Annotated in this window: 11 protein-coding genes; 8 read left to right on the top strand and 3 right to left on the bottom strand. The window is 43.4% G+C overall.

All coding sequences use genetic code 11. The features are described 5' to 3' along the window. Window positions 1–67: 67 nt before the first annotated feature. The 5 genes from dnaE (at window position 68) to HC723_RS01110 (ending at window position 7,521) form a co-directional block, all read left to right on the top strand. Window positions 68–3,547: a DNA polymerase III subunit alpha gene (gene dnaE, locus HC723_RS01130; RefSeq protein WP_190337918.1), complete on the top strand. Its 3,480-nt coding sequence runs from the start codon at window positions 68–70 to the stop codon at window positions 3,545–3,547. A 106-nt stretch (window positions 3,548–3,653) separates the two neighbouring features. Beyond that, window positions 3,654–4,613 carry an acetyl-CoA carboxylase carboxyl transferase subunit alpha gene (gene accA, locus HC723_RS01125; RefSeq protein ID WP_190337917.1) on the top strand — a complete coding sequence of 320 codons (960 nt, stop codon included), beginning with the start codon at window positions 3,654–3,656 and terminating at the stop codon, window positions 4,611–4,613. Window positions 4,614–4,747: 134 nt separating this feature from the next. Then, the gene (gene tilS / locus HC723_RS01120; protein WP_153446449.1) at window positions 4,748–6,112 is read left to right on the top strand and encodes a tRNA lysidine(34) synthetase TilS; all 1,365 of its coding nucleotides are present in this window, start codon (window positions 4,748–4,750) and stop codon (window positions 6,110–6,112) included. 89 nt (window positions 6,113–6,201) lie between these two features. Further along, on the top strand, window positions 6,202–6,540 hold the full coding sequence (gene glnB, locus HC723_RS01115; protein WP_153446451.1) for a nitrogen regulatory protein P-II: 339 nt from the start codon (window positions 6,202–6,204) through the stop codon (window positions 6,538–6,540). Between the two features lie 96 nt (window positions 6,541–6,636). Then, window positions 6,637–7,521: an endonuclease/exonuclease/phosphatase family protein gene (locus HC723_RS01110; protein ID WP_153446453.1), complete on the top strand. Its 885-nt coding sequence runs from the start codon at window positions 6,637–6,639 to the stop codon at window positions 7,519–7,521. A 100-nt stretch (window positions 7,522–7,621) separates the two neighbouring features. Here HC723_RS01110 and HC723_RS01105 read toward each other — a convergent pair whose 3' ends face one another. Both HC723_RS01105 and gloB read right to left on the bottom strand, forming a co-directional pair. Then, a complete protein-coding gene (locus tag HC723_RS01105; RefSeq protein ID WP_190337916.1) occupies window positions 7,622–9,172 on the bottom strand; it encodes a lytic transglycosylase in 1,551 nt (516 codons plus the stop codon). A 223-nt stretch (window positions 9,173–9,395) separates the two neighbouring features. Next, window positions 9,396–10,193, bottom strand: a complete 798-nt coding sequence (gene gloB / locus HC723_RS01100; RefSeq protein WP_190337915.1) for a hydroxyacylglutathione hydrolase — start codon at window positions 10,191–10,193, stop codon at window positions 9,396–9,398. Window positions 10,194–10,230: 37 nt separating this feature from the next. On the opposite strand from gloB, the gene HC723_RS01095 reads away from it, so the two are divergent. The 3 genes from HC723_RS01095 (at window position 10,231) to HC723_RS01085 (ending at window position 12,076) form a co-directional block, all read left to right on the top strand. Beyond that, window positions 10,231–10,998, top strand: coding sequence for a methyltransferase domain-containing protein (locus HC723_RS01095; RefSeq protein ID WP_153446457.1), 768 nt, complete (start codon window positions 10,231–10,233; stop codon window positions 10,996–10,998). A 15-nt stretch (window positions 10,999–11,013) separates the two neighbouring features. Further along, complete coding sequence (gene csdE / locus HC723_RS01090; RefSeq protein ID WP_190337914.1) at window positions 11,014–11,439, top strand: cysteine desulfurase sulfur acceptor subunit CsdE; 426 nt, start codon at window positions 11,014–11,016, stop codon at window positions 11,437–11,439. Window positions 11,440–11,530: 91 nt separating this feature from the next. Next, on the top strand, window positions 11,531–12,076 hold the full coding sequence (locus HC723_RS01085) for a hemerythrin domain-containing protein (protein ID WP_190337913.1): 546 nt from the start codon (window positions 11,531–11,533) through the stop codon (window positions 12,074–12,076). Between the two features lie 245 nt (window positions 12,077–12,321). Here HC723_RS01085 and csdA read toward each other — a convergent pair whose 3' ends face one another. Further along, window positions 12,322–13,539 carry a cysteine desulfurase CsdA gene (gene csdA / locus HC723_RS01080; protein ID WP_190337912.1) on the bottom strand — a complete coding sequence of 406 codons (1,218 nt, stop codon included), beginning with the start codon at window positions 13,537–13,539 and terminating at the stop codon, window positions 12,322–12,324. Between the last annotated feature and the right edge of the window lie 72 nt (window positions 13,540–13,611).

Below are 13,611 nucleotides of genomic sequence, written 5' to 3'. Positions count from 1 at the left end.
GCCGTAAACTTTCATCTATTAAAAATTGAACCACTCAAGCACACAACCTGAGCAAAAATTAAAATTTATGTCTGATCCTAAATTTGTACACCTGCGTATTCACAGTGACTATTCGATGGTCGATGGCCTGTCTAAAGTGCCGCCATTGGTAAAAAAAGTCGCTGAATATGGTATGCCAGCGATGGCGCTCACTGATTTTACTAACTTGTGTGGTTTAGTGAAGTTTTACGGTAATGCGCATAATCATGGCATCAAACCCATTATCGGAGCGGACTTTACCCTTCAATCCGCCGATTTTGGTGATGAACTGACCTCACTCACGATTCTCGCTAAAGATAATGTTGGTTATAACAACCTGACCTTGTTGATTTCAGAAGCCTATCAGCGCGGGCATGTACAGCATCAACCGGTGATTGATAGAGAATGGTTGGTGAATCATAAAGAAGGATTGATCATTCTTTCAGGCGGTCGAGTTGGTGAAATTGGGCGCGCTTTACTGAAAGGCAACAAGCCCTTAGTCGATGGTTGTATCGAATTTTATCAAACTCATTTCGCCGATCATTTCTATTTAGAACTCAGCCGTACCGGTCGCGCCGATGAAGAAAGTTATCTGCATTTTGCCTTAGATCTGGCTGAACAATACAATTTGCCAGTGGTCGCAACCAATGAAGTGGTGTTTATCTCGGCTGATCAATTTGACGCCCATGAAATTCGGGTGGCAATTCATGATGGCTATACCTTAGTCGATCCTCGTCGCCCTAAAAATTACAGCCCGCAACAATACCTACGCACCGAAGATGAAATGTGCCAGTTGTTTGCCGACATTCCTGAAGCGCTGCAAAACTCGGTTGAAATTGCTAAACGTTGTAATGTTACCGTTCGTTTAGGTGAATACTTCTTACCGAATTTCCCCACCGAAGGGATGTCAATTGAAGACTTCTTGGTCAAAAAATCGCAAGAAGGTTTAGAGCTTCGCTTAGCATTTTTATTTCCAGATGAAAAAGTCAGATTAGAAAAACGCCCAGCTTATGATGAGCGTTTACAGATTGAACTCGACGTAGTGAACCAAATGGGATTCCCCGGTTATTTCTTGATCGTTATGGAATTTATCCAGTGGTCAAAAGATAACGATATTCCAGTTGGACCTGGACGTGGGTCTGGTGCCGGTTCATTAGTGGCCTATGCCTTGATGATCACCGATTTGGATCCATTGGAATATGACTTACTGTTCGAACGTTTTTTGAATCCAGAACGTGTTTCTATGCCCGATTTCGATATCGACTTTTGTATGGATAAACGCGATCAGGTTATCGATCACGTAGCTGAAATGTATGGTCGTGATGCGGTATCCCAAATTATCACCTTCGGTACGATGGCGGCCAAAGCGGTGATCCGCGATGTGGGCCGCGTGCTCGGTCATCCGTATGGTTTTGTTGATCGTATCTCAAAAATGGTGCCACCGGATCCTGGCATGACACTGGCAAAAGCCTTTGACGCTGAGCCGCAATTAGCTGAAATTTATGCTGCCGATGAAGATGTCAAAGAACTGATCGACATGTGCCGTATTTTGGAAGGTTGTACCCGAAATGCCGGTAAACATGCAGGTGGGGTGGTTATTTCACCCACCACCATCACCGATTTTGCACCAATTTATTGTGACTCAGAAGGCCACTTCCCAGTTACCCAATTTGATAAAAATGACGTCGAAACCGCTGGCTTAGTTAAGTTTGACTTCTTAGGGCTAAGAACGCTCACCATCATTGATTGGGCATTAGGATTAATCAATCCCCGCTTGAAAAAAGAAGGAAAAGAAGCGGTACGGATTGAATCGATCGATCTGCAAGATCCAGCTTGTTTTAAAGTGCTGCAAAATTCAGAAACCACCGCGGTATTCCAGCTTGAATCGCGTGGTATGAAAGATTTGATCAAGCGTCTACAACCGGATAGCTTTGAAGACATTATCGCTTTGGTGGCGCTATTTCGACCGGGGCCGTTGCAATCGGGCATGGTAGATAACTTTATCGACCGTAAACATGGCCGCGAAGAAGTATCATACCCTGATGCAACTTGGCAGCATGAGTCACTAAAAGAAACTTTAGAGCCCACTTACGGCATTATCTTGTATCAAGAACAAGTGATGCAGATCGCCCAGATCTTAGCGGGTTATACCCTAGGTGGCGCCGATATGTTACGTCGTGCGATGGGTAAGAAAAAGCCAGAGGAAATGGCGAAGCAACGTTCGGTATTTAAAGCCGGCGCCGAAAGCATTGGCGTTGATGGCGAACTATCAATGAAAATCTTTGACTTGGTAGAGAAATTTGCCGGTTATGGCTTTAACAAGTCACACTCTGCAGCTTATGCTTTGGTGTCTTATCAAACCCTGTGGTTAAAAACGCATTATCCGGCTGAGTTTATGGCTGCAGTAATGACCGCCGATATGGACAACACCGAAAAAGTGATTGGTTTGGTGGATGAATGTATCCGCATGAAAATCACCTTGCTGCCGCCAGATGTTAACTCCGGCCTCTATCGTTTTAATGTCAATGAAGAAGGCGAAATTGTCTACGGCATTGGTGCGATTAAAGGGGTGGGTGAAGCGCCGATTGAAAATATTATCGCTTGCCGTGAAAAAGGTGGTCATTTTAAAGATTTATTCGATTTCTGTGCACGGGTCGATTTAAAAAAATGCAATAAACGCGTGATTGAGAAGTTAATTCAAGCGGGCGCATTAGATCGGTTAGGACCGCACCGCGCAGCATTGATGGCGTCAATGGAAGAAGCGGTCAAAGCGGCAGGGCAATTTCACCAAGCCGAATCATTTGGCCAATCGGATATGTTTGGGGTATTAACTGAAGCGCCAGAAGAAATCGAACAAGCGTATGCCCAAGTGCCTGAGTGGCCAGAAAAAGTATGGCTTGAAGGTGAGAAAAATACTTTAGGGCTGTATCTAACCGGTCACCCGATTAATGCTTACCTAAAAGAGCTGAACAAATATACTCAATGTCGCCTGAATGATTTACAGCCAACTCGTCGTGATCAATCGTTAACCGTGGCAGGGTTAGTGATCGCATCACGCGTTATGACCACCAAGCGTGGCACCCGAATTGGCTTAATGACATTGGATGATCGATCCGGTCGAGTGGAAGTCATGCTATTCTCAGATGCACTCGACAGGTATGCCGAATTACTCGAAACCGATAAAATAGTGATAGTTTCGGGACAGGTCAGCTTTGATGATTTCAATGGTGGGCTTAAAATGTCGGCGCGAGAAGTCATGAGCTTGGCGGATGCGCGCGAAAAATACGCACGCGGCTTATCGATTTCATTAAATGAAACGCAAATTGATGGCGTATTCTTTGAGCGGTTCACCCGAATTTTAGAACCTTACCGAGCAGGAACTGTGCCGGTCAATATTTATTATCAACGCCAAAATGCCCGAGCAAAGTTGGCGTTAGGCGTTGAATGGCGAGTGACACCAGAAGATGAATTACTCGACCAATTGAAACTTCTCCTCGGTTCTAAGCAAGTAGAACTCGAATTTAACTAAAAAACAGGGCATTATTAACGCATTAGCGAAAATATGCACTGACTGTCTTTTATTCGTACTTTGAAGGCGAGTAAAAAGCAACTAAATGATATTAAAGGATCCATTGATGAGCCTAGATTTTCTTGAATTTGAAAAACCTATCGCAGAATTAGAAGCCAAAATTGAAGCGTTGCGTGAAGTTTCATTACATGGTGGTAACTCTTCTGTTGATTTAGGTAAAGAGATCAGCCAACTAGAAACCAAAAGTTTAGAGCTGAAGAAAAAAATCTTTGGCGATCTTGGCGCATGGCAAGTGGCACAACTTGCCCGTCACCCAAGACGTCCTTACACTTTAGATTACATCGAACACGCATTCACTGAATTTGATGAATTAGCAGGCGATCGCGCCTACGCCGACGATAAAGCTATTGTGGGTGGGCTAGCGCGGTTAGATGGTCGTTCAGTGATGATTATTGGTCATCAAAAAGGTCGTGAAACCAAAGAAAAAATCCGCCGTAATTTTGGTATGCCTCGCCCTGAGGGTTACCGTAAAGCGTTACGTTTAATGGAAATGGCGGAACGTTTTAATATTCCAGTCATCACCTTTATTGATACTGCGGGCGCCTACCCTGGCGTTGGCGCAGAAGAGCGCGGTCAATCAGAAGCCATTGCTCGTAACCTTAAAGTCATGTCTGGCCTTAAAGTGCCAGTGATTTGTAATGTGGTTGGCGAAGGTGGTTCTGGCGGTGCATTGGCGATTGGTGTTGGCGATTACGTTAACATGCTGCAATACTCAACCTATTCTGTGATATCACCAGAAGGTTGTGCCTCTATTTTATGGCGTGATTCAGATAAAGCGCCACAAGCGGCGGAAGCGATGGGCTTAGTTGCACCTCGTTTGAAAGAGCTTGGCCTAATTGATCAAGTGATTGAAGAGCCATTAGGCGGCGCGCATCGTGATAAAATTGAAGTGGCAGAGAACGTGAAAGCGGTGATCTTAAAGCAACTTGAAGAGCTCGATCAAATGGATCATGACAACTTGCTTGAGCGTCGATACCAACGTCTTATGAGCTACGGTTACTGCTAAACGCCAACTACTTTGAGTGTTTAGGATTGGTTATATATAACTATATGAATTGAAGCGGGCTGAGGCTCGCTTTTTTTATATCTATTGATTATTATCAAATGCTCTATTGAATTAGCTTATCTAACGAGTTATTGATGTTATATCCCGCGTTCTGCCAACAACTTAATGATCCTACGTTATCCCACGCCCAGCCTTCGACTCATTTTGTGTTGGGCCTAAGTGGTGGGGTCGATTCACGGGTAATGCTGCACTTGCTCGGGAAATTTAAAGCGCAGTACCCAAAGCATCAATATCGCGCGGTGTATGTCCATCATGGTCTCAGTGATAACGCTGATCATTGGCAACGGCAATGTGAGCAATATTGCCAGCAAGCCGATATTGATTTTCAGGTTGAGAAAGTGACCTTAGCGTTAGGCGCGCAAGTAAGCATTGAACAAGCGGCGCGTGAGGCTCGTTATCAAGCATTGTCTAAGCATATTGATTCAAATGGGGTGTTATTAACCGGCCAACATGGCAGCGATCAAGTCGAAACCTTTTTATTAGCGCTTAAACGAGGCAGTGGTCCCAAAGGGTTATCCGCTATGCCCGCGCAAGCCGAGTTTGGTAAAGGACGGTTGCTTCGCCCATTTTTAACTTTACCTCAAAGCTGTATTCAAGATTATGCCCAGCAGCATAAACTTAACTGGATAGAAGATGAAAGCAATCAAGATACCCGCTTTGATCGCAACTTTATTCGCCACCAAATCACGCCAATATTAAAAGCACGTTGGCCACATATTGAAAGTACCATTGCTCGTAGCGCCGGACTGTGCGCCGAACAAGAAGACTTACTGCAATCGCTTCTTTCTGAGCGCCTGAAGAGCATGATGCTGCCGGATGATTCGATATCAATCGAAAGTCTTAAACAGCAAACTAAGCCTGCGAGAGACGCCCTACTGCGCATGTGGATAGGGCAGCAGCACCATTTAATGCCAAGTGCCAAGCAATTACAGCAAATATGGCAAGATGTGGCACTGGCTAAAACCGACGCTGCGCCTAAGTTTCGTTATGGTTTAACTCAGCTAGGTCGGTTTGAAAATAGATTGTATGTGTTCGTGGTAAAACCGGATATTAGCAGTCAAGTATTGGAATGGAATGTAGCTGAAGAACTTGAACTTCCCAACGGATTAGGTCATCTGCAACTTATCTCTGGTAATCAAACGGGTGGATTGATGGCGGAGGATGAGAATATTATCACTCTGCGTTTACCTGAAGATATTCAGCACTTACAAGTGCAGTTTTCATTTAATGGCATCACCGCTCACCCCGAATCGCGTCAACACAGCCGCAAGTTAAAGAAACTGCTGCAAGAGTATAAAATCCCAACTTGGCAACGTGATCAAATTCCTTTGTTAATGGATAAGGGAGAGCTGGTGTCGGCGCTGGGCTTATTTGTGTGCAAACCTTACAGTGGTTGCTCGCACCAGTTAAGATGGTTCAAGATGGAAAATGATATTTAATTAATCTAAAACTCAGATGTTACGCTCTTTTCAGTCTTGAGCGAGGTGCGTATACTAAGCTAATATTTCAAGCATTTAGGGACAAAGTAATGAAAAAAATTGAAGCAATCATTAAGCCATTTAAACTAGATGACGTGCGTGAAGCGTTAGCTGAAGTGGGCATTACCGGTATGACAGTATCAGAAGTTAAAGGCTTTGGTCGTCAAAAGGGTCACACAGAGCTTTATCGCGGCGCAGAGTACATGGTCGATTTCTTGCCAAAAGTAAAATTAGAAATCGTGGTGTCAGATGATGTGGTAGAAGATTGCATCGATTGCATTATTAAAACCGCGCAAACCGGTAAAATTGGTGATGGGAAAATTTTTGTCTCTGATGTATCACGCGTGATCCGTATTCGTACCGGTGAAGAAGACGATGAAGCGGTATAAATAATAAGCTATTTGTTTTAAATCATTGCAATCAAGATGGTAAAAGGGGAGCATTATGCTTCCTTTTTTTGTTTTTGATTCACTAGGTTACGAGCTATGAAATTTAAGCGATTGAGCAAGCCGTTAGGTGCGACGGCGGCGGTGACTTTGCTGGGTTTTGTTGGTTTTCAATGGGTATTTTCAGTACCGGATAAACCGCAATTGATCTCGATTGATGATAATCAGCAACATATCGACTGGAACTGCTATCAAGCTGAGCAAACGAGCAGCAGCGAAAACCAATCTTCTCCGATAGATAAACAAGGGGAATTGAATGTGCTGGTGTGGAATATTCACAAACAAGGTGATCAAGGTTGGCAGCAAGCACTGCAAGAGTACAGCTCTCAAAGCAACTTGATGTTATTGCAAGAAGCCAGTTTAACCCCAGAATTGAATCAATGGATTGGCGAGCAAGCATGGGGCGCCAGTTATGTTAATGCTTTTAAAGCGTTTGGGGTGAGTGCGGGAGTGCTTAATTTATCCGACGCTCTGCCGATTAAAGCGTGTGCTTATACTGCGCTAGAACCATGGATTTTATTACCAAAGTCTGCGCTATTCGCACAATATGCTTTATCGAATGGACAGCAATTGGGGGTGATTAACCTGCATTCGATTAATTTCACCTTTGGCACCAAAGAGTTCCAATTACAAATAAACCACTTATCTCAAGCGGTAAAAAGTCATATTGGTCCGTTAATCATTGCGGGTGATTTTAATACTTGGAGTGAGACTCGCACCAAAGAAGTGCGAGCTAAAATGGCTCAACTGGGGATGCATGAAGTCCATTTTTCGGTTGATAATCGACGTCGCTTTATTAATGGTTTAGTGTTTGATCATGTTTTTTATCGTGACTTAGAATTAAACAGCGCCATGTCACCTAAAACGACTGCTTCAGATCATAATCCAATGTTGGTGAAATTTACGCTACAAAACCAACATTAGGACAAAAGCTTCTCGCTAAAAATGATAGGGTAAAAAGCAAAAAACGTCTTACCAAAATAAATGGTGAGACGTTTTTTTGTTCGTACTTTAGTCAATGAGCTTAGACGCTGCCTACTTTTGTCACATCAACATGGAGCTTGAGTTTTTGTCCCGGCTTTAAGTACTTTTGTTTATCAATGCCATTCCAATCAATAATATCGGCTGATTTTACTTTGAATTTTTCAGCTATATCACCAAGGGTGTCACCATCACGAACACTATAGTAGACGGTACGCATGATGGCACCGCTGCTATTGTTCTTCCAAATTACTAACTTCTGGCCACTGCGTAGTGAATCTTTTGGCGCCATGCCATTCCAACGAGCTAAGGCATCTACGGTCACTTTATGTTGCTTGGCAATTGACCAAAAGCTATCCCCACTGGCAACAGTGTAATTGGTCTTATATTTACCGCGTGCGACCGATTGGGTTTTAGCTAAGCGGTTACTTGCGCTTAAAGCATAAGCTTTATTATTTTTAGTTGAGCGTGGCACTAACAAATATTGACCAATACGGATGTTGGCGTTATCTAAACTATTGGCTTGTTGGATCACTTTAGTGGTGGTTTGATTTTTTTTGGCTATCACGCTTAAGGTATCGCCAGATTTCACTTTATAACGAATTAATTTTACGCCTTTCCCGCGATTTTCGACCGATTTTTGATTAAATTGTTCAACTTTCTCAATTGGGATCAAGAAGTTGTAAGGTCCATTAGGCGCGGTGGCCCATTGATTAAACCCAGGGTTATAGCTTTGAAGTTCTTTAACTGAAATACCGGCGTATTGAGCAGCAATCGCAAGATCCACTTGCTCTTTCGGGTTGACCTTTGCCAATACGGGTTTATTGGCTATCGGTGGAACTTCAATCCCATACTCTTTTTCGTTGGCTAAAATATCGGCCAAGGCTAATAGTTTTGGTACATAGCTACGAGTTTCTTTCGGTAGATCCAATGAGAAGAAATCGGTCGGTTTGCCCGCTTTCTTATTTTTACGAATGGCGCTAGAAACACGGCCACCACCACTGTTATAAGCCGCTATCGCATTTTCCCAATCACCATCAAAGCGATTGCCTAGGTAAGTCATGTAATCAAGCGCAGCATCGGTTGCGGCATCGACATCGCGGCGTCCGTCATACCAGTAGTTGCGCTCTAAACCAAATCGGTCTGCGGTAACAGGTACAAACTGCCATAAGCCTGCAGCACTGCCAAAAGAGTAAGCAAACGGGTCAAATGCACTTTCGACTACGGGCAATAAGGTGAGCTCTAAAGGTAAACCACGATCTTCAATACGAGTGGTGATCATGTAAAGAAAAGGTTCGGCACGTTTCGAGACAGTTTTCAGATGATCGGGATGCGTTAAATACCAAGTGCGATAGTAGTTGACGGTTGGATCATCATTTGGGATCGGCAGAGTAAACTGCATCGAAATACGCTTCCATAAATCGGTTTGTTGCTGCGCCGTGAGCGGTTTAGGTGGTTCCACTGGTTTTACTTTTGTCGGTTCTGCTTTGACTGTTTTTGCTTCGTTGTCCGATATTTTGGCATTATCGTTAGTTGAAGGGGCAGTTTGGCAGCCGGCTAAAAGCAGGACCAATATCCAGATAAACGGTTTCATTCATGTCGCCTTTTCGAAAATGGTTGCAAATAATACGTGGATTAGTGATTTACTGGCAAGTTAGAAAACGGTCAAATTAGCATAAACTTTGATTTTAATGGCTTTTAAAATCGTAACGGGTTGTATATAGCGACATGGTTAATATTTACACTACGACCGTTTGATGTTTTTCATCACTAGGGTTACATATTGCTTACAAATTTAACAAAAAAGGTGCAAGTTATTAGAAGTCGTTTTTCCAATCGCGCAAAGCGGTGAAAACAGAAAGCGCGGACAGATCATCGGTTCTGGCTGATACCGCTTTCATGACATTAGGCTCTTGGCAGCGCAGAAAAGGGTTGATCCACTTTTCTTGGCGCAGTGTGGTTGGGATGGTAGGTTTATCTTGCGCTCGTAAGCGGTTCACTTCATCACGATATTGATGTAATAAATCGTTTTCTGGCTCTACCGCTAATGCAAAAGAGAGATTGGCCGAAGTATATTCGTGGGCGCAGTAAACTTGGGTCTCTTGTGGTAGAGAAGCTAACTTTTGTAATGAGTCGTACATTTGTTGGTAAGTGCCTTCAAATACGCGGCCACAGCCAGCCGAAAATAACACATCACCACAAAATAATTTTCCATCACCCACATAGGCAATATGCCCAGCAGTATGGCCGGGTACATCAATGACAAGGAAAGTTTCGCCAAAAATATCGATACGATCGCCACCGTGCACTGATTGAGTCAGCATCATAACCGGATCATTGGCCGGACCAATCACTTTGGTTTTTGGATAATGACGTAGCAACTCGGCAACACCACCAACATGATCGGCATGATGATGGGTTAGAATAATAGTGTCGAGATCTAAGTTATGTTGCTGTAGATGAGACAGAGCGGGCGCAGCTTCACCGGGATCGACTAATACACAACGTTGATCATGATTTTGAATCGACCAAATGTAGTTATCATTAAATGCTGTTATGGTTTCTATCGTTAAGCCAGTTATCGATAGTCTTGCTATATTTGTTTCTGTTAACATTGTGATACTCCAATCTTGCCGCTAAGAGATAAAGTCTATGAAGCCAGCACGAATTCAAAAAACGTTTGCCCAACCGCATTCTTGGCAGCAATTGAAAAATGCGCAATGGGCTTTTGATTCGATCCAATCTCGTCTTGATGAATGGTGCCCTAAATTGTTTGGCTACCATATGTTAAAGCTGGGTGGTTTAAGCTGTGAGCTTGAAACAAGCCACTGTAATATCAAGCATCAAGTCCATCTTGATATTACTAACCCACGCCATACGATTATTGCCGACGCTTTCGACTTACCTTTTATTGAAAAGAGCATTGATACCGCATTGGTTTGCCATCAGCTCGACTATTGTAGCGATCCTCACCGACTGTTGCGAGAGGTTGATAGAATAATTATCGATGACGGCTATATTATCCTGACCGGTTTTAATTCAATCAGCTTAACAGGATTGGCAAGATGGTATCCGTGGCGCAAGAATAACTTACCTTGGAGTGGGCGTATGTTTAGCCCTTATCGCATCAAGGATTGGTTAGGGGTTTTGAACTACGAAGTTATTTATTCTGATTGCAGTGGTTTATTTCCGTCTAAAAAAGGAGAAAAGCCGTTCTCGATATGGTTGGAGCATAGTTTAGGTCGCTGTGCTTCTACTTTTGGTGGGATGTATTTTATCGTAGCGAGAAAGCGCACTTGCCCATTAAAACCTCTTAAACCTCACTGGGAACTCAAGCGTCGTTTAGCACCTGCCAGTGTGGGTTTTAACAAAAATGCCTCTAGTAAAGCATCTTGCAATAACCAAAATCGCCTTAAATAATCGTAAAGGAACAGTATGAATTTTCCATCCCATCCATTTGGAATTGAGATCACCGAGCAACACGTGATTAAAACCATGCAATCTTTTACCAGTTGGGAAGATCGTTATCGCCAAGTGATCATGTGGGGGAAATTATTGCCTAAAATACCGCCACAATTAAAGCAAGATAATGATCTGGTTTCTGGTTGCGAAAGCCAAGTGTGGTTACTCTCTGAGTTTGATGGTGAGGTTTGGCATTTCTTTGCCGATTCGGATGCTCGCATTGTTCGTGGTTTGATTAGCTTGGTATTAGCGGCTTTTAATCATAAAACCCAGCAACAAATTGATGACTTTGATACCCAAGGATATTTTGAACAGTTAGGCCTCATTGAGCATTTAAGTGAAACTCGTGGCGATGGACTGCGCGCCATTGTCGATAACATTAAGAGTGCACAATCTTAAGTTGCATTTAAAATACCACTTTATGGGGATGTATTGAACACAATGAAAGGCATAAGCTGTCTTTTCTATTGAATTAGTAAGGTGAATGAATATGTCGATGCAAAGTGGTGAACATAATTTAACCCAAGACCAGCTACAACAGCTAAGTGAATTGCCATTAGACCAGTTAACTGATGTGATTGTGGCGGGGCATCATGACTATATTCGAGCCACTGGACCTGAATTAATTTGCCTTGGTGATACATTATTGAATGTACATGGCGCAGACTCTGACATTATTCGTGCATTGGTGCCGTTAATTCACGCGCTGGTGGATGATTTAACCCCGCATTTATATAAAGAAGAACAGATCTTATTTCCGGCGATTCAAGGATTGGCAACCGGTCAATCGGTGCAAAGCTGCTTTGGTCATGTGAGCAACCCTATCCGCATGATGATGCACGAACATACCGAAGCGGATAATCTTGCCGTGGCAATGCAAAAAGTGACCAATCATTTTAATGCGCCAGAAGGGGCTTGTAATACCTGGCGTAAATGCTACCAATTGCTAGAAGAATTCTGCCAAGACTTGGTTAATCATATCCATGTTGAAGATACGATTTTGTTCCCTAAAGCGATTACCTTAGCGGATGCTTAATCTCTAATCTCTAATCTCTAATCTCTAAGATCTAAGATCTAAGATCTAAGATCTAAGCGTAAGCAACTGATTAGGTAATCTACCCTGATAAGTTTCTAGCTAAAATCGACTGTTACCGTTCTGTATCTGTATTGTTCATGGAGAAAAGTGTCAAAATACATGGATGTATTTTTCCAAGTGCCCATGGATGGTTCAAACGTCTTTTCGTAATGGGCAATATGGATTGGATACTCACAAGGATATCCCTAAAGCAATTCGATACATTTTGTTAAGGCGTGTAATAGTGCCTTGATATCATCACTATTGGTATAGATACCAAAAGACACGCGAACGGTTCCATTAATCCCTAGCGCATCCATCAATGGGTGAGCACAATGGTGACCTGAACGCACCGCAATGTTTTGTTGATCCAGCAAGGTCGCAATATCTTGATGATGGATCACTTCGCCTTCAATCACCAACTGAAAACTCACCACCGAACTATTTGGTTGTAAGCCGATAAGCACCACTTCATCTAATGCGGTTAAACCTTGAATGAGCTGTTGATGCAAATGATGCTGGTGGTTATGGTGTTGCGTTTGATCAATCTCCGCTAACCATTTAATCGCAGTAGCCAGTGCAATTGCGCCTGCGACATTGGGGGTCCCCGCCTCAAACTTCGCTGGCAGCTCAGCAAAAGTGGTGTTATCAAAACTGACTTGTTGCACCATTTTACCGCCGCCGTGCCAAGGTGGCATCGCTTCTAATAAAGCCAATTTACCATACAACACGCCAATGCCTGTCGGGGCGTACAATTTATGCCCTGAGAATACATAGAAATCACAATCAAGATTTTGCACATCGACGCTTTCATGCACCACACCCTGCGCGCCATCGATCACCGTCACCGCATTATAGTGATGCGCCGCTTGGATGATCGCTTCAATTGGTTGGCGAGTTCCGGTGACATTGGTCATGTGCGCCGCGGCAACGATTTTGGTTCGGCTGCTTAATAAGGCATGAAAGGCATTCATATCCCATTGGCAGCCTGGCGTCATTGGCACTTTAATCACTTTGGCGCCAGTTTGCTGGGCCACAATTTGCCAAGGTACGATATTAGCGTGGTGCTCCATTTCACCGACTAAAATTTCATCGCCCGCTTGTAGGGTGTTGCGAGCGTAAGTTTGAGCAATAAGGTTAATAGCTTCGGTTGCGCCGCGCGTCCAAATGACTTCTTTATGCTGTTTTGCCTGAATAAAGCGTTGTACTTGGCGGCGAGCCTCTTCAAATTGCGCGGTGGCATTGGCGGTTAAGCTATGACTGCCTCGGTGAACATTAGCATTTTGCTTGTGATAATAGTCACTGATGGCATTGATGACACACAAAGGTTTTTGAGTGGTAGCGGCGCTATCTAAATAAACGCTGCCATCAGGTGAAGTCAGAGCCGGAAATTGAGAGCGGATAGTGTGGACATCAAAAGTCATGCAACAACTGCCAAAATAAAGAATGAAATGGGCGCTTAGTATAAATTAAATCTGACCAGTCTCTAGTTTTTT

The sequence above is a fragment of the Vibrio sp. S11_S32 genome (assembly GCF_014694465.1).
GTDB lineage: Bacteria > Pseudomonadota > Gammaproteobacteria > Enterobacterales > Vibrionaceae > Vibrio > Vibrio algicola.
This window is presented reverse-complemented; position numbering and strand designations above follow the sequence as displayed.